The 20,587-nt window shown below is 62.7% G+C and carries 18 protein-coding genes; 5 read left to right on the top strand and 13 right to left on the bottom strand.

Translation table 11 applies throughout. From position 1 onward, the window contains the following. Positions 1-81: 81 nt before the first annotated feature. On the bottom strand, positions 82-1,320 hold the full coding sequence (locus BLT66_RS11025; RefSeq protein WP_092757713.1) for an ABC transporter substrate-binding protein: 1,239 nt from the start codon (positions 1,318-1,320) through the stop codon (positions 82-84). 365 nt (positions 1,321-1,685) lie between these two features. Between BLT66_RS11025 and BLT66_RS11020 the strand changes: the two genes are divergently transcribed. Continuing rightward, positions 1,686-2,480 (top strand): PEP-CTERM sorting domain-containing protein, encoded by a 795-nt coding sequence (locus BLT66_RS11020; protein ID WP_092757712.1) that lies wholly within the window; start codon positions 1,686-1,688, stop codon positions 2,478-2,480. Positions 2,481-2,530: 50 nt separating this feature from the next. On the opposite strand, the gene prsT is transcribed toward BLT66_RS11020, so the two are convergent. The 6 genes from prsT to BLT66_RS10990 all read right to left on the bottom strand — a co-directional run bounded on the left by prsT (position 2,531) and on the right by BLT66_RS10990 (position 11,294). Beyond that, positions 2,531-5,362 carry an XrtA/PEP-CTERM system TPR-repeat protein PrsT gene (prsT, locus tag BLT66_RS11015; RefSeq protein ID WP_092757711.1) on the bottom strand — a complete coding sequence of 944 codons (2,832 nt, stop codon included), beginning with the start codon at positions 5,360-5,362 and terminating at the stop codon, positions 2,531-2,533. Positions 5,363-5,475: 113 nt separating this feature from the next. Next, positions 5,476-7,011, bottom strand: a complete 1,536-nt coding sequence (locus BLT66_RS11010) for a methyl-accepting chemotaxis protein (RefSeq protein WP_092757710.1) — start codon at positions 7,009-7,011, stop codon at positions 5,476-5,478. A gap of 121 nt (positions 7,012-7,132) precedes the next feature. Then, positions 7,133-8,203: an ABC transporter ATP-binding protein gene (locus tag BLT66_RS11005; RefSeq protein ID WP_092757709.1), complete on the bottom strand. Its 1,071-nt coding sequence runs from the start codon at positions 8,201-8,203 to the stop codon at positions 7,133-7,135. A gap of 4 nt (positions 8,204-8,207) precedes the next feature. After that, the gene (locus BLT66_RS11000) at positions 8,208-9,062 is read right to left on the bottom strand and encodes a carbohydrate ABC transporter permease (protein ID WP_092757708.1); all 855 of its coding nucleotides are present in this window, start codon (positions 9,060-9,062) and stop codon (positions 8,208-8,210) included. Beyond that, positions 9,052-9,933 (bottom strand): carbohydrate ABC transporter permease, encoded by an 882-nt coding sequence (locus tag BLT66_RS10995; RefSeq protein WP_092757707.1) that lies wholly within the window; start codon positions 9,931-9,933, stop codon positions 9,052-9,054. Before BLT66_RS10995 ends, BLT66_RS11000 begins: the two co-directional genes overlap by 11 nt. A gap of 110 nt (positions 9,934-10,043) precedes the next feature. Then, a complete protein-coding gene (locus BLT66_RS10990) occupies positions 10,044-11,294 on the bottom strand; it encodes an ABC transporter substrate-binding protein (RefSeq protein WP_092757706.1) in 1,251 nt (416 codons plus the stop codon). A 242-nt stretch (positions 11,295-11,536) separates the two neighbouring features. Here BLT66_RS10990 and BLT66_RS10985 point away from each other — a divergent pair, with 242 nt between their 5' ends. The 4 genes from BLT66_RS10985 to BLT66_RS10970 are packed head-to-tail and all read left to right on the top strand — an operon-like array spanning position 11,537 to position 14,727. Further along, a complete protein-coding gene (locus BLT66_RS10985) occupies positions 11,537-12,163 on the top strand; it encodes a lysophospholipid acyltransferase family protein (RefSeq protein WP_092757705.1) in 627 nt (208 codons plus the stop codon). A gap of 3 nt (positions 12,164-12,166) precedes the next feature. Beyond that, positions 12,167-13,156, top strand: a complete 990-nt coding sequence (locus BLT66_RS10980; protein WP_092757704.1) for a phosphatidate cytidylyltransferase — start codon at positions 12,167-12,169, stop codon at positions 13,154-13,156. Positions 13,157-13,196: 40 nt separating this feature from the next. Further along, positions 13,197-13,745 carry a crossover junction endodeoxyribonuclease RuvC gene (gene ruvC / locus BLT66_RS10975; protein ID WP_092757703.1) on the top strand — a complete coding sequence of 183 codons (549 nt, stop codon included), beginning with the start codon at positions 13,197-13,199 and terminating at the stop codon, positions 13,743-13,745. 7 nt (positions 13,746-13,752) lie between these two features. Then, positions 13,753-14,727 (top strand): glycerophosphodiester phosphodiesterase family protein, encoded by a 975-nt coding sequence (locus BLT66_RS10970; RefSeq protein WP_092757702.1) that lies wholly within the window; start codon positions 13,753-13,755, stop codon positions 14,725-14,727. 4 nt (positions 14,728-14,731) lie between these two features. Here the strand turns inward: BLT66_RS10970 and BLT66_RS26775 are convergent, their stop codons facing one another. The 6 genes from BLT66_RS26775 to BLT66_RS10945 all read right to left on the bottom strand — a co-directional run bounded on the left by BLT66_RS26775 (position 14,732) and on the right by BLT66_RS10945 (position 20,585). Further along, positions 14,732-14,908: a hypothetical protein gene (locus tag BLT66_RS26775; protein WP_165830892.1), complete on the bottom strand. Its 177-nt coding sequence runs from the start codon at positions 14,906-14,908 to the stop codon at positions 14,732-14,734. A 168-nt stretch (positions 14,909-15,076) separates the two neighbouring features. After that, a complete protein-coding gene (lpxC, locus tag BLT66_RS10965) occupies positions 15,077-16,000 on the bottom strand; it encodes a UDP-3-O-acyl-N-acetylglucosamine deacetylase (protein ID WP_092757701.1) in 924 nt (307 codons plus the stop codon). Between the two features lie 208 nt (positions 16,001-16,208). Then, positions 16,209-17,423, bottom strand: a complete 1,215-nt coding sequence (gene ftsZ, locus BLT66_RS10960) for a cell division protein FtsZ (protein ID WP_092757700.1) — start codon at positions 17,421-17,423, stop codon at positions 16,209-16,211. 152 nt (positions 17,424-17,575) lie between these two features. Further along, the gene (ftsA, locus tag BLT66_RS10955; RefSeq protein WP_092757699.1) at positions 17,576-18,805 is read right to left on the bottom strand and encodes a cell division protein FtsA; all 1,230 of its coding nucleotides are present in this window, start codon (positions 18,803-18,805) and stop codon (positions 17,576-17,578) included. Positions 18,806-18,819: 14 nt separating this feature from the next. Continuing rightward, positions 18,820-19,602, bottom strand: a complete 783-nt coding sequence (locus BLT66_RS10950) for a cell division protein FtsQ/DivIB (protein ID WP_369821592.1) — start codon at positions 19,600-19,602, stop codon at positions 18,820-18,822. A 23-nt stretch (positions 19,603-19,625) separates the two neighbouring features. Further along, the gene (locus BLT66_RS10945) at positions 19,626-20,585 is read right to left on the bottom strand and encodes a D-alanine--D-alanine ligase (RefSeq protein WP_092757697.1); all 960 of its coding nucleotides are present in this window, start codon (positions 20,583-20,585) and stop codon (positions 19,626-19,628) included. Between the last annotated feature and the right edge of the window lie 2 nt (positions 20,586-20,587).

The following is a 20,587-nucleotide window of genomic DNA, read 5'->3' as shown; positions in this document are numbered from 1 at the left end:
TACCGTGGAACCGGCTTTGCCGGGCCACTGGTATCGCCCCCTGCAAGGGGGTTGGCGTAGCGCAGCGAAGCCTGGGGGTGTTTAGCTTTTCGCAGCAGCGGCCAGTTCCACCACGGCCTTCTTCGAATCGATCTGGCCATTGAAGTGGCGCGTGATCACGTCGTAGAAAGCATTCTTGATGGACGCTGGCACAGCATGGCCGTGGGCCATGGAGCCGACCAAGGTATTCTTGGTGTTGGCTTCGGCGAAGTCCTTCATGCCCTTCTTGCCGCAGTCGTCGAAGTCCTTGTCGGACACATCGGTACGCGCAGGCACCGAGCCCTTGACCACGTTAAAGGCCGACTGAAAGCCGGGGTCCATGATGGCGGAAGCCAGCTTGGTCTGGGCCGCCACCTTATCGGCACCGACCTTGAACATGGCGAACTGGTCGGAGTTGAATGACACCACGCCTTGCGTGCCGGGTACGCGGAAGCAGGAGAAGTCCTTGCCCGGCACCTTCTTGGCGCCAATGAATTCGCCCTTGGCCCAGTCGCCCATGATCTGGAAGCCGGCCTTGCCGCTGATCACCATGCCGGCAGCCACGTTCCAGTCGCGGCCGGAGAAGTCTTTATCGACCAGCTTGCGCAGCTGGGACATACGGTCAAACGCCTTCAGCATGGTGGGCGAGTTCAGCGATTTGGGGTCCAGGTCGATAAAGGCCTTGCGGTAGAAGTCCACGCCGCCAGTGGAGATCACCACGCCGTCGAATATCGTGGCGTCCTGCCATGGCTGGCCACCGTGGGCCAGGGCGATGAAGCCGGCTTTCTGCAGCTTTTCGCCGTCGGCAATGAATTCATCCCAGGTCTTGGGGTCGGAGGTGATGCCAGCCTTGGCCAGCACTTCCTTGTTGGCCCAGACCCAGTTGGTGGAATGCACGTTCACTGGTGCCGACACCCACTTGCCATTGAACTTGGAGAAGCGTTGCAGTGCGGCAGGCACGGTCTTGTCCCAGCCTTCTTTGGCGGCCACGTCGTTCAGGTCGGCCAGCACACCTTGCTTGGCCCAGTCCTGGATGTCGAAACCCAGCATCTGCACGGCGGTGGGTGGGTTGCCAGCGGTGACGCGGGCACGCACCGCGGTCATGGCCTGTTCGCCACCGCCACCAGCGACCGGCATGTCGTTCCACTTGATGCCCTGCTTTTCCAGATTGCCCTTGAGCACGCCCAGCGCCGCAGCCTCGCCACCCGAGGTCCACCAGTGCAGCACTTCAACGCTTTGTTGCGCCATGGCCGGAACGGCAAAGGCGGCGGTGATGGCCAGCCCGATGAGTTTCTTCTTCATGCTTTTGTCTCCTGTCTCTTTATGGTGTGGCCGCAGCGCAGGCTGCGTCCGGTGGGTTCGGGCATGCATAGCCGCGCCGAACTCGTTAATTGTTTATTAATTAACGACCAATAAAACAGGTGTTTTCCCTGAATGCCGCTGAGCGTTCTGCATTCTCGGCAAAACATTTACTCCCTATGTCTGCAACTGCAAATATGTCGGTATTTTTGACATTTTTTAGAACCAACTTTCGCGCTTTACAAAAACCCTTTACAAAACAACACTTTACGAAACTTTACTGAATTGGCACATTTCGTGCGGATTGCTTGCAACGCGGTGGCATAACACCGCTAACACGTTTCAAGAAACTAACTTCGGAGCTCACAATGAAACTAAAAAATGCAGCAATAGGGATAGCAGTTGCGGCACTGTTCGCAGCGCCCGCATACGCCGATTCGTTTGTAAACGGCGGCTTTGAAAGCGGAAACACCTCGGGTTGGACCGTGGGTAGCAGTGGAGACCGTAGCAGTATTTTGAACCCAGCCATGTCCCCTGCGACTTTTCTGCCAGGCGGTACCGAATACAACACCAACACCCCCCATTCGGCCATCATTGCCAGTGGCACGATAGATCCCAATATCGGCGCAGCGTTGGGAACCACGGTTTACAGCGGCAATTCCTCCTACCGCGTAGAAGACACGACAAATGGTGGCTACGCTTCGGCGATCAGTCAAACGGTGAGCAACTACACCGAGGCGAACATCTTCTTCGCCTGGAAGGCCGTTCTTGAAAATGGTGGTCACGATGCAGACGAGTCCGCCTTGATGATGCTGACATTGCACGACGACACGACCAATACCACTGTGATCAGCCGTATTTATAACGCCGCCGCAGGTGGTGGTGGTGTAGACACTCGCTTTACCGCATTGGGTGACTTCTTTTACACGGCAGATTGGCAAATCGAACAACTGGCCATCGACTCCGCTTTGTCGGGCCATACGTTCACCTTGTCGGTGCTGGCCGCAGACTGCAATCCCACCGGTCACACGGGCTATGTGTACCTGGACGGTTTTGGTTCCGTCACCCCCCCCACCAGCGACGTTCCAGAACCCACATCACTGGCTTTGATGGGTATCGGCCTGGCGGGCCTGATGGCATCGCGCCGGCGCAAGCAAGTCTAAACTTGCAGCCCACGAAAAAAGCGACCCTCGGGTCGCTTTTTTCATTCTTGTCAGGCTGCCAGCTTGGTGAGTCGGCTCACAGTTTCTTTGTCTTTAACTGACAGTTTCTTCTGGTCCAGCGCCCGCATCAATTGGGTCGCTTCCTTCGGTTTGCCTGCATTGATATACAGCTCGGCAAGCCGCAAGCGTGGGGCCACCGCTGTAGGAGCCAGGTTGATCACAGTGTGCAGATTGCCGATGGCTTCGGTCTGCAAGCCGCCTTGGGCCTGCGCCATGGCCAGGGTATCCAGCACTTGCGGGCTATTGGGAGCAAGCTCCGCAGCGCGGGTTGCATTTTTCAGTGCCTCAGGCTGATTGGCCTCCACTTGGGCCCAGGCAAGGTCATTGAGCACAATGGGATTGCTGGCATCTTTTGCCGCCATCTTCTTCAGGAATTCCACCGCCACGGCAGGCTTTCCCTGCGCACGGGCACGCTGGGCAGCAAACCCGATCACGCTCGGATCATCCGGAAACTTGCGCAAACTATCCGCCAGCTCCTGCTCGGCTGCATCCTCACGCTGGGCTTTATCCAATACCTGGATACTCCGTAGCCGAGCCGCTGGCACCGCGCCGGCCTTGGCAGCTTTACCGAATTGCTGAAGCGCGTCGTCGTACTTGCCAGCGAGAAATAGCAGGTCGCCCTCCAACAGCATCGCCGTTCGCTGATGCGACTCCTTCTCGCCGAGTGCCTTGGCAATCGACAACGCCTCGGACAGGTTATCGGCCCAGGTCAGCTTGGCCAACATGATGTAAGCCGTGGAGTCTGAAGGACGATCCGTGATCAAGCCACGCAACAGAGTCGCAGCCTCTCTCTTGCGGTCTGCAGCAGCCTCCAACTCCGCCAGCTGAAGCCGCCACTCAAAACGTTGTGGGTAATTTGTAACCAATTTGCGGTAGGTTTCCGCCGCCATAAGCTGGTTGCCCGACTGTAGGTGAACAGAAGCCAGCAAAGCCACCGCATCCGGGCTGGCATTGTTGGCGGCGGCACCCGCCTGGGCTACGCTGAGAGCCGCATCGGCTTGCCCCGCCCGCATTTGTTCCATCACCAAGGCTTGGCGAAGCGCGGTAGATGCAGGCTGGGCCACGACTCCGCGCTCCAACACCTTCTTGATCCGATCAGGCTCAGCTTTGACGTCCTGCAATAAGCGGGCATATTCAAGATACGTGGACGCACCCGCGGATTTTTCTTGCAGCGCTTTCCCATAGCGCTCCCGCAGTTCTTCTTTCTGCTGAGGCGCTTTCGCCATCATCCCCAGCGCAACCAATGCGGGCTGAAAAGCCGGCTGCAGATCCAGGGCCGCCAAGACTTCGCGCCAGGCGCCGGCAGAGTCTTTTTGCGTATCCAGCGCTGCCGCGAGCGTCAGATGCGACTGCGGGTCCTTGGGTTTTAAACGCATGGCAGCATCGGCCAACTGGCGCACGCGGTCGACGTCCCCCATCGCCAATGCGAGCGCAACCACGCGCTCCTGAATCGCCGGGTTATCCTGTCCTGCCAGGGTCGCTTGGTCCAGCAGCTTCCGGCCGCCGGCCTTGTCACCTGCGGCGAGGCGCAACTCAATCAAACGCAGTAGATACGAGGCATTTTGTGGATCTTTGGCGCGCAGCTTCTCGAGCATCGCAATAGCCTCTTTCGGGGCTCCGCGCCGGACCTCATTTTCAACCTGCAAAGAAAGCAAACGCGCATTACCGGGATCAACGCCCAAGCCGCGCTTGATCGCGGCAGTTGCATCACTGGCTTTATTCTGGCGAATGGCAACTTCGGCCAGCATTTGCAACAGCGGCAAAGAATAAGGGTAATCCGATGCGATCTTGTTGAGCCGCTTACTCGCCACCAAGAGATCGCCTTTCTGCACCTCCGCAGAAGCCACAATCAGGTTCGCGGGCAAATGTTCAGGTGCGACCGTTAACACCTTCAATGCCGCGGCAAGGCTTTCGTCGGTTCGGCCTTGGCGCGACAGCACCAGGGCATCGAGATAGTGGGTCCAGTAATAACCAGGCGCTATTTTCTTGAGCTTGTCTCGGATCACGATCGCCTGGTCCACCTGCCCAGAGCCCACCAAAAACTCCCCGTATTCCCCGGCGACACCCCGATGCCAGGGAGCGGCGGCATAGGCACGGGCCATAAATTGCACGGCCTGCTCTCGCCGACCATTCGCCTCGTAGACGCGGCCCAATCCGCGCAGAATCCACCATGGCGCGTCCTGCCCAACCAACGGGTCGGCCAGTACTTCCAGGGCCTGCTCTTTCTTTTCTTGGGCCAGCAGCAGCTGGGCACGGGCCAGTAAAGTGGCCGCCGTTTTTGTCGCCGCAGATTTGAGTTGTTCGTCCGCCGCTGCAAACTGCTTTTGACCTACATAGGCCACGGCTACCGCGGCGCGCAAATTGCTGTCGGCATCGGGAGAGCCGAGGCGGCGTTCCTTGAATGCATTGATGACCTGCGCGACCTCGTTCAGATCCAGCATCACCAGGGCAATCCGCGGCACCAGCACATCTGCGTCGCCTCCGGCTTCCAAGGCCTTGCGCAGGTGCTGCTCGGTGCCCGTCAAGTCATAGGTGCGCTCCAGCACATCCGCCAACGCCAACCGTGCGGCAACCGAATTCGGATTGGCTTGGACGGCATTCTTGAACTCGATCACCGCCGCGGGGTAGTTCTCTTTTTGGAGGTGCGCCTTACCCGCCACCATGGGGTCCTCCTGGCAAGCCGCCAAGCACGCAGCTATAGCAGTGACGAGGGTCAGTTGGCGAAAAAGCGAAGTTCCTCGCGACAGCGGTTGGTCATTCATGAAGGTCGGCATCCAGCTGCTCCCAGGGGCATTTATGGCATAAAAATCGACCTTCAGCATACACCGGCTCCAGTTCAAACTGCGCCAAATTATGCGCACCAGAGCCCCTCTGACGCCCCAAACATCCCCCCAATAGGGAATACCCGGCCAGGCAGCGAATCAGCTCAGCGGCATCAGGAAGCTTCGCCCAGCTTGAACACCGCCACCGTCTGCACCAGCTCCTGCGCCTGGGCTTTCAGACTGCTGGCGGCGGCCGCCATTTCTTCCACCAGAGCGGCGTTCTGCTGGGTCGCCTGGTCGATCTGGGCCACGGCCTCGGAGACCTGCGACACGCCCGAGTTTTGCTCGGAGCTGGAGGCGCTGATCTCGCCCATGATGTCGGTGACCCGGCGGATGCTGCCCACCACCTCGGCCATGGTGGCACCGGCGCGGTCCACCAAGGTGCTGCCCTGCTCGACGCGCTGCACGCTGGTGTCGATCAGCAGCTTGATTTCCTTGGCGGCCTCGGCCGAACGGCCTGCCAGGCTGCGCACCTCGCTGGCCACCACCGCAAAGCCGCGGCCTTGCTCGCCGGCCCGCGCGGCTTCCACCGCCGCGTTCAGCGCCAGGATATTGGTTTGGAAGGCAATCCCGTCGATGACGCTGATGATGTCGGCGATCTTGCGCGAAGCCTCATTGATGCCCTTCATGGTCTCCACCACCTGGCCGACGACTTCGCCGCCCTGCACGGCCACGCTGGACGAGCCCAGGGCCAGCTGGTTCGCCTGCTTGGCGTTCTGGTCGTTGTGGCTGACGGTGGCGCGCAGCTGCTCCATCGACGCTGCGGTCTGCTGCAGCGCGCTGGCCTGGTGCTCGGTACGGGCGCTCAGGTCGTGGTTGCCCTGGGCGATCTCTGCGCTGGCGATCGCCACGTTCTCGGCATTCGCCTTGACGCTGCGCACGATGCCACTGAAGCTGGTCTGCATGCGCGCCATGGCGTTCAGCAGTTGCAGGGTTTCATCGTTGCCCACCGGGCGCACAGGCTGCGATAAATCGCCCTCGGCCAGCTGGTCGGCGATCTGCACCGCATAAGCCATGGGCCGGCCCAGATGCCGGGCCAGCCACAGCGCAGCCAACACCAGCAGCACGATGGCCACCACCAGGGCCGTGCCCACCAGCAGCGTGGCCTGCGCGACCACCTGACTGGAGCGGCCGCTCAGGGCCTGCACATCTTTGTCGATGGCCACCACCTGCACCGCCATCTGCTTTTCCAGCTCGGCAAACAGCCGGTTGAACTCGGGGATGGCGCCGGCCGCCATCGCGCCCTTGGCCGTCAAGTCCAGCACCCGGCTGGCGGCCTCGGTGTACTGCTTGACCTGCGGCTGGGTGGCGGCGATAACCGCCTTCACATCGGGCGACAGCGGCAGGCTGTCCAGCTTCTGGAACGAGGTGTTGAACAGCGCGATGTGTTCCGCCAGGTCTTTCTGGGCGCCGCTGATCTGTTCTTTGTCGCGGCTGATCGAGCCGAACAGCGCGCGCAGCACGTCGCCGCGCACCGCGCCCTGCATCATCGCCGCCTGCTGGCTGCTCTGCACGGCCTGGCCCATGCTGACCGAGTTGTCAAAAGCCCCGGCCAGGCGCCCGGCGCTGAACAGCCCCATGCCACCGACCAAAGACGCCATGACCGCACCGGCCAAACCAATGGCCAGAATCTGATTTCGCAAGCGCATAACAACACTTTCGGGTGGGGTGCGCGCCAACCCCGTGACGCGCACGGTGCAGCATCTTGCGATGCGGGCAAGGACTTAGAAGGAAAGAGAGACGGGGGGCAGTGGCCCCGTCAGCACCGGGCTACAGGCGTACGCCGGTCTTTTCGTTGAACCAGCTGACCTGGGCGGCCGCCACCTGCAGGCCGACCTGGTCGCCAGGCTTGACGCTGATTTGCGGCGCGGTGCGCACGGTGACGTTGCCGGCCTCGGTCTTCACCACCACATAGGTGTCGGCGCCGGTGGGCTCGACCACGCTGACTTCACCGCGCCAGGGCGCCGCGTCTACCAGCTCGATGTGCTCGGGGCGCAGGCCCAGCAGGGTATCCACGCCGGAGGCCGGGCAGGCCAGCGGCAGGCTCCCGCCCTTGATGGCAAACAGGCCGTTAGCGCCCGTACCATCTGCACGACCAGCTATCATATTCATAGTAGGCGAGCCAATGAAGCCGGCGACATAGGTGTTGGCCGGGCGGCTGTAGATGTCGTCCGGGGTGCCGAGTTGCTGCAGCACGCCGTCCTTCATCACCGCGATGCGGCTGCCCAAGGTCATGGCCTCGATTTGGTCATGGGTCACGTAGACGCTGGTGATGCCAGACACCTGGTGCAGGCGCTTGATCTCGGCGCGCATCTCGACGCGCAGCTTGGCGTCCAGGTTGGACAGCGGTTCGTCGAACAGGAACAGCTGGGGCTGGCGTGCCAGGGCCCGGCCCATGGCCACACGCTGGCGCTGGCCGCCGGACAGCTGCGCGGGGCGGCGGTCCAGCAAATGGGTGATCTGCAGCATGGAGGCGACTTCGTTGATGCGCTTGTCGCGGTCGGCCTTGGGCACCTTGCGCATTTCCAGCGCGAAGCCGATGTTCTCAGCCACGCTCATGGTGGGATACAGCGCATAGCTCTGGAACACCATGGCGATGTCGCGCTGGGCCGGCGCAACGCCGACCACATTGCGGTCGCCGATACGGATCGCGCCTTCGGTGGGCTCCTCCAGGCCAGCAATGATGTTCAGCAAGGTGGACTTGCCGCAGCCGGACGGGCCGACCAGGATCAAAAACTCGCCCGGGGCCACGTCGATGTCGATGCGCTTGAGCACTTCGACGGTTTTGTCGCCGTTGCCGAAGGTTTTACGGATGCCAGAAATTTTGAGTGCGGATGCCATGTGCTTATCCCTTGACGGCGCCGGCCGTCAGTCCTTTAACGAAATACTGCCCTGCCAACACGTAGATCAGCATGGTGGGCAGGCCCGCGATCACGGCAGCCGCCATGTCCACGTTGTAGTTTTTCACGCTGCTGGTGGTGTTGACCATATTGTTCAGGCCCACGGTGATGGGCTTGCTGTCGGCGCCGCTGAAGGCCACGCCGAACAAGAAGTCGTTCCAGATATTGGTGAACTGCCAGATCAAGGTGACCATCACGATGGGCGTGGACAGCGGCACGATGATGCGGATGAAGATGCGCCAAAAACCTGCGCCGTCGATGCGCGCGGCATTCACCAGCTCTTTCGGGATGGCCGCGTAGTAGTTGCGGAAGAACAGCGTGGTACCGGCCAGACCGGCCAGGCAGTGCACAAAGATCAGGCCGTAGACCGAGCTGGAAATGCCCAACCAGCCCAGCACCTGGCTCATCGGCAGCAGCACCACCTGGAACGGCATGAACACGCCGAACAGCATGAAGCCGAACAGCAGCTCGCTGCCCTTGAACTTCCACAAACTCAGCACATAGCCGTTGATCGCGCCCCACAGGGTAGAGATCAGCACCGCCGGAAACACGATCAGCACCGAGTTCCAGAAGAAGGGCTGCAGGCCGCGGCAATCGGTGCCGGTACAGGCGCTCGACCAGGCCAGCGTCCACGACTCGAAGTTCAAGCCATGCGGCAGGCTCAGCAGGTTGCCGCTGCGGATTTCTTCGGCATCCTTGAACGAGGTCACCAGCATCACATACATGGGTGCCAGGAAGAACAGCGCTGCGATCAGCAGCACGCCGTAAATCAGCGCACGGGAAAAGTTCTTAGCGATCATGGGGCTTGCTCCGCAGTTCACTGTACAAATAGGGCACCACGATCGCGGCCACGGTGGCCAGCATCATGGTGGCGCTGGCAGCGCCCAGACCGATCTGGCCGCGGGTAAAGCTCATCACATACATGAAGGTGGCGGGTACATCGGTCGCATAGCCGGGGCCGCCGCCGGTCAAGGCCATCACCAGGTCGAAGCTCTTGATCGACAGGTGCGACAAGACCATGATGGTGGAGAACACCACAGGGCGCAGGATCGGCAAAATGATGCGCCAGTAGATGCGCGGCAGGCTGGCGCCGTCGATCTGCGCGGCCTTGATGATGCTGTCGTCGATGCCGCGCAGGCCGGCCAGGAACAAGGCCATGGCAAAGCCGGCCGACTGCCAGATGCCGGCAATCACCACGCAGTAGATGGCGGTGTCGCTCTGGATCAGCCAGTCGAAGCTGAAGCTGGTCCAGCCGATGTCGTGCATCAGCTTTTCCAGGCCCAGGCTGGGGTTCAGCATCCACTTCCAGGCGGTGCCGGTGACGATGAAGGACAGCGCCATCGGGTACAGGTAGATGGTGCGCAGCAGGCCTTCGGCGCGAACCTTCTGGTCCAGCACGATGGCCAGGGCCATGCCGATCAGCATCGCGCCACCCACGTACAGCACGCTGAAGATGCCCAGGTTCTTCAGGGCCAGCCACCAGCGGTCCATCTCGAACAGTTTGGCGTACTGCGCCAGGCCGACAAACTCGTCGTAGTTGGGCAGCATGCGGGATGCCGTCAGCGACAACACCCCGTTCCAGATCATCAGCCCATAGATAAAGGCAAAGCCCAGCACAAAGCCGGGCGCAATCACCAGCTTGGGCAGTGCCTGCTCAAAATTCAGTTTCATGGGGGGAAGGCTCTCAAAAACACGACCGGTGCCATGCGCTACGGCACCGGTCTGAAAACTTAAAACCCCCAACCCGCGTACGCAGGATGGGGGGATGCGCCAGGCGCGAGTTACTTCGTCTGGGCGGCGGAGGCGATGTTCTTCATCGCTGCAGCTACCGAGATCTTGTCGTCGTTCCAGAACTGGCTGACGGCATCCTTGATCGCACCTTCAGCCGCAGGGCTGACGGCCATGCCGTGGGCGATGGAAGGCACCAGGCTACCGGTCTTGGCGGTGGCCACGAAGTCCTTGGCGGAGGTCTTGGCGCAGTCGTCAAACTTGTCCAGGTTCATGTTCAGACGCACCGGGATCGAGCCCTTGTTCAGGTTGAAGATTTCCTGGAACTCGGTGCCCATGATGGCGGCAGCCAGGTCGCCCTGGGCTTTTTGCGCATCGGCAGACTTCAGCTTGAACATGGCGAACGAGTCGATGTTGTAGGTGTAGGACGTGGCGGTGCCAGGAGCGGCAGCGCACAGGAAGTCCTTGCCTGGCACCTTGCCAGCCGCCAGGAACTCGCCCTTGGCCCAGTCACCCATGAACTGGAAGCCTGCCTTGCCCTGCATGACCATGGCGGTGGTCAGGTTCCAGTCGCGGCCAGCGGAGGCTGCGTCGGTGTAACCCTTGATCTTGCGGAAGGTTTCCAGCGACTTTTGCATGGTCGGGCTGGTCAGAGCCTTCTGGTCCAGCTTGATCAGCGCGTCGCTGTAGAACTTGGCGCCGCCCACCCCCAGCACCACCGATTCAAAGGTGGTGAAGTCTTGCCAGTTCTGGCCACCGTGTGCCACGGCGATCAGGCCAGCGGCCTTGATCTTGTCGGCAGCGGCGAAGAATTCGTCGTAGGTCTTGGGCATGCCAGCCACGCCAGCCTTCTTCAGCACTTCGGGGTTCGCCCACACCCAGTTCACGCGGTGCACGTTGACCGGAGCGGCCACGTAGTTGCCCTTGTATTTCATGCCATCGGCCACGGCCTTGGGCAGCAGGCTGTCCCATTTCTCGGCCTTGGCGGTCGCGTCAAGATTGGCCAGCACGCCTTCGGCAGCCCATTCCTGGATCGCTGGGCCCTTGATCTGGGCAGCCGCAGGCGGGTTGCCCGACACCACACGGCTCTTCAGCACGGTGGCAGCGTTGTCGCCACCGCCACCGGCCACGGCGAAATCTTTCCACACATGGCCCTTGGCCTGCATGATCTTCTTCAGTTCGGCGACCGACTTGGCTTCACCGCCGGAAGTCCAGTAATGCAGGACTTCGACTTCACCGGCCTGGATGGCCCCAGCGGATACAACGGCGGCCATGGCAAGTGCCAATTGGGAAAGCTTCAACATCTATCAGTCTCCTGGATTTGCCGTTCCCCGTTCAAAAGTGGGGTGAGAGCAAAGGGTTGGCTCAGCGCGGCACCATGCCCCGCTGATGGTATTAATTTTTCATTAATTAATGTAATCTGAAAACTAGGGATTTCCCTTGGCATCCGGGGAACGCTTCAAAATAGATAGCTGCTTGCGCTTATTGAATATACGCCAGAGCCACTTTTTATACCTGAAATTCAGCCCCGCTTATCATCGCTGCCATGCTTGCAAAGATCATGGGTTTTGTTTTATTGGCGATTGTGCGGCTGCTCACGGGTGCCCAGGCGCGCTGGTACGGCTGCCCGCCCAAGGCCGAACAGCGGATTTATTTTGCCAACCACCAGAGCCATATCGACCTGATCCTGATGTGGGCCGCGCTGCCGCAAGAGCTACGCAGCATCACCCGCCCCATCGCTGCCAAGGACTACTGGACCGCCTCCGGCTTCAAGAAATGGCTGACCAGCGCGGTCTTCAACGCCATCTATGTGGACCGCAGCCGTACCAAGGATGCCCAGGGCGTGGAGCAAGACCCGCTGGAGCCGCTGGTCGAGGCGCTGCAGAGCGGCGACTCCATCATCCTGTTCCCCGAGGGAACCCGCGGCCATGCGCCCGAACCCCAGCCCTTCAAGGCCGGCCTGTTCAACCTGGCCACCCAATTCCCGCAGGTGGTGCTGGTGCCGACCTGGATCCACAACGTGCAGCGCGTAATGCCTAAGGGCGAGGTGATCCCGGTGCCGGTGCTGTGCTCGGTAACCTTCGGCACGCCGATGCAGGTCGAGCCCGGCGAGGAGCGCCGCGCGTTCCTGGACCGGGCGCGGCTGAACGTCATCGCGCTGCGCGACATTTAAGCCATGAACCAGTTCCTGCGCAGCCTCACTGCCTCCCAGCAAGTCGGGGCCTTGTTCATCCTGGTATTTGGTGTGCTGGTGCTGGCCAGCGGCGCGCTGCTGCTGGTGTCGCTGCGCGAGCGCCGTGACGACAGCTTTGGCGCGGCCTTCGGGCACGAGCTGCAGAACCTGCGCCGGCTGCTGCAAAACACCTGGTTCATGGCCGGTATGTTCTGGCTCAGCTGGGTGCTGGGCGGGGTGGTGGCGATTGCGCTGTTTGCCATGGTGGCGTTTTTCTCACTGCGCGAATTCATCACCTTGTCGCCCACCCACCGGGGCGACCACCGCAGCCTGATCCTGGCGTTTTTCGTGGTGCTGCCGGTGCAGTTCTGGCTGGTCGGTGGCCGGCACTTCGACCTGTTCACCGTGTTCATCCCGGTCTATGTATTCCTGGCGCTGCCGTTGGTGGGCGCGCTGGCCGACGACCCGCACCGTTTCCTGGAGCGCAACGCCAAGATGCAGTGGGGCATCATGGTCTGCGTCTACGGCACCAGCCATGTACCGGCGCTGGTGCGGCTGGAGATCCCCGGCTACCAGGACAAAAGCGCGTTTCTGGTGTTCTTCCTGGTACTGGTGGTGCAGACCTGCATGCTGGTGCAGCACCTGGCGGCCCGCAAGCTGCAGCGCCCGCCGCGCGCACCACACATCAGCCAAAGCTTCAACTGGAGCAGCTGGGCGATTGGCGTGGCGGTCGGCGGCGTGCTGGGCGGATTGTTGTCGGCCATCACCCCGTTCAAACCCGGCCAGGCGCTGGCCATGGCGCTGATCGCCTGCATTGCCGGTACCGCCGGGCATCTGGTGATGAAGGCGCTGAAGCGCGACCGCGGCATCACCAACTGGGGCAACCAGGGCCAGTCCATTACCGGCGCCACCGGTCTGCTGGACCGGGTCGACGCGCTATGCTTTGCGGCGCCGATCTTCTTCCACTCGGTTCGGTGGTTTTTCAAGCTGTAGCGCATACTCTACCTGCACCACCAGCTACGAATTAAATAGCATGCGACTTCTTGGCATAGACCCCGGCCTGCAGACCACCGGCTTCGGCATCATCGACGTCGACGGCTCCAACCTGGGCTATGTGGCCAGCGGCACCATCAAGACCACGCACCTGGACCTGGGCCAGCTGCCGGCGCGCATCAAGATCTTGTTCGACGGCATCTGCGAGGTCTGCGCGCGCTACCAGCCGGACGCGGCCTCGGTGGAAATCATCTTCGTCAACGTGAACCCGCAGTCCACCCTGCTGCTGGGCCAGGCGCGCGGCGCCAGCCTGGCGGCGCTGGGGCACAGCAATTTGCCGGTGTCCGAGTACACCGCGCTGCAGATGAAGAAAGCTGTGGTCGGCCACGGCCGGGCCGACAAATCGCAGGTGCAGGAAATGGTCAAGCGCCTGCTAAAGCTACCCGTGCTGCCCGGCAAGGACGCCGCCGATGCGCTGGGCATGGCCATCACCCACGCCCACGTAGGCCACGCCATGGCCCGGCTGGCCCAGGCCACGCCGCTGGCGCGCAAGACCAGCGGCATGTACCGCGACGGCCGCACCCACTGAACCCGCCATGCGACGCACCACTCTGCTGGCGCTGCTGCTGGCCACCCTGGCAGGCTTCGCCCACGGCGGCGATGCCGCCCCCTCCCCGCTGGTGATTGCCCACCGTGGCGCCAGCGGCTACCTGCCCGAACACACGCTGGCCGGCTACGAGCTGGCGATCCGCATGGGCGCAGACTTCATCGAGCCCGACCTGCAACTGACCCAGGATGGCGTGCTGGTCGCCATGCACGACGACAGTCTGCTGCGCACCACCAATGTCGCCAGCCGGTTCGCACCGCGCCACGGCGGCTACAAGGTGGCGGACTTCAGCCTGCCCGAAATCAAGACCCTGATCGTGCAGCCCACCGGCACCGGCCAGAGCAGCCACCCCGGCTTTGCGCCCAGCGCGGCCGAGCCGTTCCAGGTGCCGACCTTGCAGCAGGTGATCGACCTGGTCCAGCAACAAAACCAGGCCAGCGGACGCCGCATAGGCATCTACCCCGAAGCCAAGCAGGCCGATCCGGCCATGGAAGACGGCATCCTCGCCACCCTGGCGCGCAACCACTACGGACCGCAGAGCAAGGTATTCATCCAGTCGTTCAGCGACACCACTTTGCGCAGCCTGCGCCGCAAACAAACTGCGCAGAACAACGTCCTACCGCTGGTGCTGCTGGGGGTCGCCATCACCGGCGCCGACGGTGTGGCCCGCCTGGGCGTGGTCTCGGGCAACACGGTGACGCCGCTGACCCTGCAAGAGGTGGCCAGCTTCAGCGAAGGCATAGGCGTGAGCATCCACCGGCCGGCTTATGCAGTGGACAAGAGTTTCATCGCGCAAGCCCATGCGGCGGGCCTGCAGGTGCATGGCTGGACCTTCGCCAAGGCCGACCCAGCGGCGGCGGCCACAGAATTCCAGCAGTACCTGGAGATGGGCATGGACGGCGTGTTTGCCAACTACCCGGACCTGGCGGTCACGGCGCGCAAGCGCTACCTGCAGCCCAAGTAAGCGCTCAGGCGACGCGCTCCAGAATCAGCACGGTAAAGAAGCCGAACGCCGCCAGCAGCGTCCACTTCAATACCACCCAGCCCCAGCGTTTGTAGCGCGGCTGGCCGGTACCGGCATAGAAGGCGAAGGACACCGCCGCTGCCAGCAGCAGCAACAGAATGGCCCAGCGGAACAGCAGCATAGTTAATACAACTTTATGTGACGGCTGTGCCAATGCGCAGACGCAGCGGGAAGGCCATAGCAGTTCCAGAAACACCGCAGAACCGGCTCCGCCGGGCTGCTGATGTTGCCCCCTGCAAGGGGGTTGGCGCTGCCACACGCAGTGGGCAAGCCTGGGGGTGTGCCAACATTACCAGGCCCGGGCCAGCTGGGCGAAGCCAGCGGGTGCCTTGGACGCATCGTCAAAGGTGACGATCTCCCAGGAAGCGGTGTTCAGCATCAGCGCGCGGATCAGCTTGTTGTTCAGCGCGTGGCCGGACTTCATGGCGCTGTAGCTGGCCAGCAAGGGCTTGCCCAGCATGTACATATCGCCCATGGCGTCCAGCACCTTGTGTTTAACGAACTCGTCGTCGTAGCGCAGGCCGCCTGCGTTCAGCACCTTGTAATCGTCCATCAGGATGGCGTTGTCCATGCCGCCGCCCAGGCCCAGGCCGTTGGCGCGCAGCATCTCGGCGTCGCGGGTGAAGCCGAAGGTGCGGGCCCGCGCAATGTCGCGGGTGTAGGAGCCCGAGCCCAGGTCGAACTCCACGTGCTGGCCGGTCGAATCCACCGCCGGGTGGTCGAAGATGATGTCAAAACTCAGCTTGTAGCCGTGGTAGGGCTCGAGCCGCGCCCACTTAGCGGCCGCGCCCTCGCCTTCGCGCACCTCCACCGGCTGGAGCACGCGGATGAAGCGGCGCGGCGCATTCTGCAGCTCGATGCCGGCGGTTTGCAGCAGGTAGACGAAGGCCGCAGCCGAGCCGTCCAGAATGGGTACTTCTTCGGCGGTGATTTCCACCACCAGGTTGTCAATGCCCAGGCCGGCGCAGGCCGACATCAGGTGCTCCACGGTCGACACCTTGGCCGAACCGCTGGACACCGTGGTCGCCATGCGGGTGTCGGTGACCGACGTAGCGGTCATGGGAATGTCCACCGGCACGGCCAGGTCGGTACGGCGGAACACGATGCCGGTATCGGGTGCAGCCGGGCGCAGCGTCAACTCGACCCGCTGGCCGCTGTGCACGCCCACACCCACGGCACGGGTGAGGGACTTGAGGGTTCTTTGCTGCAGCATCTTGTAATTTTAATTGGCGGGTGGATAACCCGTGATCAGCAAGCTTGATGGTAGCGATTGAACATCTCAATCTCAGCCGGAACAGAACAGGATTGAGGGAGTGGAAAGCGTAGCGAGCGCGCCGAGGTCGGGTCGAGGACCGGAGCCGTACTCCCGTACGGCGAGGACCACAGGCCCGAGATCGGTGTGCGCAGTAGCTTTACGCCCCTCAATCCGCCTGTTTGCGCAGGAAGGCAGGGATCTCGTAGTCGTCCATGCCACCGGAAGACAAGGCATCGACGCGGGCGCTGGCCTGGGTGCGGTTCGGCGTACGCCATACCGCTGGGCCACGCAGGGCTTCGTAGTCGGGCTGGGCAATGCTGCTCAGGCCGCCGTTACCCGCCGCTTGCGCTGGCAGGGTGAAGCCGACGTTATCCGTACCCGTGCGTTGCACCACCACCTGCAGCGGAGGTGCTACCGCGCGGCGCTTGCTCAGGCCGGTCGCCACCACGGTGACGCGGATCTGCTCGCCCAGGCTGTCGTCGTAGGCCGTGCCGTAGATCACATGCGCTTCGGGCGATGCGTAGGCGCGGATGGTGTTCATCGCCAGGCGGGATTCGCTGAGTTTCAGTGAGCCCTTGGCGGCGGTGATCAGCACCAGCACGCCCTTGGCACCCGACAGGTCGATGCCTTCCAGCAGCGGGCAGGCGACGGCCTGCTCGGCGGCGATGCGCGCGCGGTCCGGGCCATCGGCCACAGCCGTACCCATCATGGCCTTTCCAGGCTCACCCATGACGGTGCGCACGTCTTCAAAGTCGACGTTCACATGGCCGGGCACGTTGATGATTTCGGCAATCCCGCCGACGGCGTTCTTCAGCACGTCATTCGCGTGGGCGAAGGCTTCATCTTGCGTGACGTCGTCGCCCAGCACTTCGAGCAGCTTCTCGTTCAGCACCACGATCAGCGAATCGACATTGGCTTCCAGCTCGGCCAGACCGTTGTCGGCATTGGTCATGCGTTTCGGGCCTTCGAAGTCGAATGGCTTGGTGATCACGCCGACCGTCAAGATGCCCATTTCCTTGGCCACACGGGCGATCACAGGAGCGGCACCGGTGCCGGTACCGCCACCCATGCCAGCGGTGATAAACAGCATGTGCGCGCCGGCAATCGCCGCGCGGATGTCGTCCACGGCCAGTTCAGCGGCTTCACGACCTTTGTCAGGTTTGCTGCCGGCGCCCAGGCCGCTCAGGCCCAGCTGGATGGTCTTGTGCGCGACGCTGCGGCCCAGGGCCTGGGCATCGGTGTTGGCGCTGATGAACTCCACGCCCTGCACATTGCAGCCGATCATGTGTTCGACAGCATTGCCGCCGCCGCCGCCGACACCGATCACTTTGATCTGGGTGCCCAGGTTAAATTCTTCTACTTCAATCATTTCGATAGGCATGTGGTGCTCCTGATACTTGCAATTAATAGGTTTGTTGAATGCGGGTGTAGTTCTTGTTTTTGAGGCATTTCACCTCCAGGGGGGATGGCAGTGACGCCATCGTCCCGTTTGCGGGGGGCTGCCCCGGGCTAGCCAGATTTTGGTTTCCATGGCTAGAAATTCCCCACGAACCAGTCTTTGACGCGGCCAACCGCAGTCTTCATCGAGCCGTTCTTCTGCGCCACCTTGAAGCCGCGCAGGCGGCCGATGCGCGCCTCTTCCAGCAAGCCCATCACGGTGGCCGCACGCGGCTGGGCCACCATGTCGGACAAGGCACCGCGGTACTTGGGCACGCCGCGGCGCACCGGTTTCAAAAAGATGTCTTCGCCCAGCTCGACCATGCCGGGCATGACCACGCTGCCGCCGGTCAGCACGATGCCGCTGGACAGCACTTCTTCAAAGCCCGACTCGCGGATGACCTGGGCCACCAGTGAATAAATTTCTTCGACCCGCGGCTCGATCACGCCGGCCAGCGCCTGGCGGCTCAGCATGCGCGGGCCACGGTCGCCCAGGCCGGGTACTTCGACCTGCGCGTCCGGGTCGGCCAGCAACTGCTTGGCGTAGCCGCTTTCGACCTTGATGTCCTCGGCGTCCTTGGTCGGCGTGCGCAAGGCCATGGCGATGTCGCTGGTGATCAGGTCGCCGGCGATCGGGATCACGGCCGTGTGGCGGATCGCACCGTTGGTGAAGATGGCCACGTCGGTCGTGCCAGCGCCAATGTCGACCAGGGCCACGCCGAGCTCGCGTTCGTCTTCGGTCAGCACCGACAGGCTGCTGGCCAGCGGGTTCAGCATCAGCTGGTCCACATCCAGGCCGCAGCGGCGCACGCATTTGATGATGTTCTCGGCCGCGCTCTGGGCGCCGGTGACGATATGCACCTTGGCCTCCAGGCGGATGCCGCTCATGCCGATGGGCTCTTTCACATCCTGGCCGTCGATCACGAACTCTTGCGGCTCGACCAGCAGCAGGCGCTGGTCGGTGCTGATGTTGATGGCCTTGGCGGTCTCCACCACCCGGGCCACGTCGGCGGCGGTGACCTCGCGGTCCTTCACCGCCACCATGCCGCTGGAGTTGATACCGCGGATGTGGCTGCCGGTGATGCCGGTGTAGACGTGGGAGATCTTGCAGTCGGCCATCAGCTCGGCCTCTTTCAGCGCCAGCTGGATGCTCTGCACCGTGGCGTCGATGTTCACCACCACGCCACGCTTCAGCCCGTTGCTCGGCGCCACGCCAAAACCGGCCAGCTTCAGCTCGCCACCGGCCAACACCTCGGCCACCACCACCATCACCTTGGCGGTCCCTATGTCCACCCCGACGACCAAGTCCTTGTACTCTTTTGCCATAGTTCGTCCTGTAATCAATGCTCTGCTTGTTTCTTCTTGGGCGTAGCCACCGGGGTCGCTACCGTGGTTACGCCGCGCAGGCGCAAGGCATAGCCCTCGCCGTAACGCAAATCTGCGCGCTCCAATGCATCTGCCGTGCGGCCATAGGCGGTAGCCACCTGGGCCACCGTGCCTATGAAGCGCTGGGCGCGTTGGGTAATTTCTTCGGTCGTGCCGCGGCCCAGCTCGATCTCGCCGCCGGCATTGGTCTGGGCGCGCCAGCCGCCGCGGTTGGTCAGGGTCAGCTGGTCCAACGCCATGTCCAGCGGTGCGAACAGCGGCGACAGCGTCTGGTACATGCCCAGGATCTGGCCGGCCTGCGCCACCGGGCCGTCGAGGTGCGGCAGGTCGTCGCGCTCGACCTCGTCCACATTGGCCTCGAACACCTCGCCAAAATTGTTCAGCAGACGGGATTCGTCCTCGTCGCCCCAGTAGGCCACGGCCTGCTGCTCCTGGAGCACCACCTTCAGGCGGTTCGGAAACTCGCGCCGCACCACAGCCTTGCGCACCCAAGGCACAGACTCGAAAGCCGCCTTGGTGGCCGCCAGATCGACGGTGAAAAAGGTGCCCTTGATCTTGCCGTTCAGGTTGGCGCGCAGCGTGACCTCGTTGTTGTGCGCCACGTCGCCCACGACGGCGATGCCGCCAATCGCAAACAGCGGCTGGCGCGCCACCCATTTCACCAGCCCGACCAAGCCCAGGACGAGCGCACCCAGGAACAGCACCGAAGCGGTGGCGTTCATGAGTTTCACGTCCATGGGAGGGGCGGTTTTTTGCATCTTCAGGCGGCGCTTGCCGTCCCGTAGTCCAGCGCCGCCGATTGCAGCAGGCGCACGCACAAGGCTTCGTAGGAGATACCAGCGGCGCGCGCCGACATCGGCACCAGCGAGTGGCTGGTCATGCCGGGCGCGGTATTGATCTCCAGCAGATAGGGCTGGCGGGTCCGCGCATCGATCATCACGTCGGCCCGGGCCCAGCCGCGGCAGCCCAGGGTCAAGTAGGCTTTGCGCACCAGGGCCTGGATGGCGGCTTCCTCGCCTTCGGGCAGGCCACAGGGCACCAGGTACTGGGTGGTGTCGGTGAAATACTTGTTCTGGTAGTCGTAGTTGCCCTCGGGCGCGACGATGCGTATCACCGGCAGCACCTCGGTCTGCGCGCCCGTGCCCAGCAGCGGGATGGTGACTTCGTCGCCACTGACAAACTGCTCGCACAGCACCGCCGTGTCCAGCTGCGCGGCCAGCGCATAAGCAGCATCGCATTCGTCCAGCGTGGCCACCTTGGTCAGGCCGATGGTCGAGCCTTCGCGCGCGGGCTTGACGATCATCGGCGCGCCCAGCTGGGCAAACGCGTGGCGCGTGGCTTCGGCGCTGCCCACCTCGAACCAGCCCGGCGTCGGCAGGCCCTCGGCACGCCAGATGCGCTTGGTCATCACCTTGTCGATGGCGATACTGGAGGCCATCACACCCGAGCCGGTGTAGGGAATGCCCAGCAACTCCAGCGCGCCCTGCACCGTGCCGTCTTCGCCGAAACGGCCGTGCAGCGCGATGAAGCAGCGCGCAAAGCCTTCACGCTTTAACTCGACCAAGTCGCGTTCGCTGGGATCGAAGGCATGGGCATCGACACCCTGGCTGCGCAGCGCATTCAGCACGCCGGTACCCGACATCAGCGACACCTCGCGCTCGGCCGAGGCCCCGCCCATCAGCACCGCAACTTTTCCAAGATTTACAGAGTTTAGGCTCATAG

Origin of the sequence: Rhodoferax sp. OV413, from assembly GCF_900104385.1 — a bacterium.
GTDB lineage: Bacteria > Pseudomonadota > Gammaproteobacteria > Burkholderiales > Burkholderiaceae_C > Rhodoferax_B.
This window is presented reverse-complemented; position numbering and strand designations above follow the sequence as displayed.

What these genes read in the sequence shown, in the direction of transcription:
- BLT66_RS10995 (WP_092757707.1), bottom strand. Translation starts at nt 9,933, where the DNA reads ATGAAACTGAATTTTGAGCAGGCACTGCCCAAGCTGGTGATTGCGCCC.
- ftsA (WP_092757699.1), bottom strand. Translation starts at nt 18,805, where the DNA reads ATGGCAAAAGAGTACAAGGACTTGGTCGTCGGGGTGGACATAGGGACC.
- BLT66_RS10945 (WP_092757697.1), bottom strand. Translation starts at nt 20,585, where the DNA reads ATGAGCCTAAACTCTGTAAATCTTGGAAAAGTTGCGGTGCTGATGGGC.
- BLT66_RS26775 (WP_165830892.1), bottom strand. Translation starts at nt 14,908, where the DNA reads ATGCTGCTGTTCCGCTGGGCCATTCTGTTGCTGCTGCTGGCAGCGGCG.
- prsT (WP_092757711.1), bottom strand. Translation starts at nt 5,362, where the DNA reads ATGCTGAAGGTCGATTTTTATGCCATAAATGCCCCTGGGAGCAGCTGG.
- BLT66_RS11005 (WP_092757709.1), bottom strand. Translation starts at nt 8,203, where the DNA reads ATGGCATCCGCACTCAAAATTTCTGGCATCCGTAAAACCTTCGGCAAC.
- ftsZ (WP_092757700.1), bottom strand. Translation starts at nt 17,423, where the DNA reads ATGCCTATCGAAATGATTGAAGTAGAAGAATTTAACCTGGGCACCCAG.
- BLT66_RS10985 (WP_092757705.1), top strand. Translation starts at nt 11,537, where the DNA reads ATGCTTGCAAAGATCATGGGTTTTGTTTTATTGGCGATTGTGCGGCTG.
- BLT66_RS10980 (WP_092757704.1), top strand. Translation starts at nt 12,167, where the DNA reads ATGAACCAGTTCCTGCGCAGCCTCACTGCCTCCCAGCAAGTCGGGGCC.
- ruvC (WP_092757703.1), top strand. Translation starts at nt 13,197, where the DNA reads ATGCGACTTCTTGGCATAGACCCCGGCCTGCAGACCACCGGCTTCGGC.
- BLT66_RS11010 (WP_092757710.1), bottom strand. Translation starts at nt 7,011, where the DNA reads ATGCGCTTGCGAAATCAGATTCTGGCCATTGGTTTGGCCGGTGCGGTC.
- lpxC (WP_092757701.1), bottom strand. Translation starts at nt 16,000, where the DNA reads ATGCTGCAGCAAAGAACCCTCAAGTCCCTCACCCGTGCCGTGGGTGTG.
- BLT66_RS11000 (WP_092757708.1), bottom strand. Translation starts at nt 9,062, where the DNA reads ATGATCGCTAAGAACTTTTCCCGTGCGCTGATTTACGGCGTGCTGCTG.
- BLT66_RS10970 (WP_092757702.1), top strand. Translation starts at nt 13,753, where the DNA reads ATGCGACGCACCACTCTGCTGGCGCTGCTGCTGGCCACCCTGGCAGGC.
- BLT66_RS10990 (WP_092757706.1), bottom strand. Translation starts at nt 11,294, where the DNA reads ATGTTGAAGCTTTCCCAATTGGCACTTGCCATGGCCGCCGTTGTATCC.
- BLT66_RS10950 (WP_369821592.1), bottom strand. Translation starts at nt 19,602, where the DNA reads ATGGACGTGAAACTCATGAACGCCACCGCTTCGGTGCTGTTCCTGGGT.
- BLT66_RS11025 (WP_092757713.1), bottom strand. Translation starts at nt 1,320, where the DNA reads ATGAAGAAGAAACTCATCGGGCTGGCCATCACCGCCGCCTTTGCCGTT.
- BLT66_RS11020 (WP_092757712.1), top strand. Translation starts at nt 1,686, where the DNA reads ATGAAACTAAAAAATGCAGCAATAGGGATAGCAGTTGCGGCACTGTTC.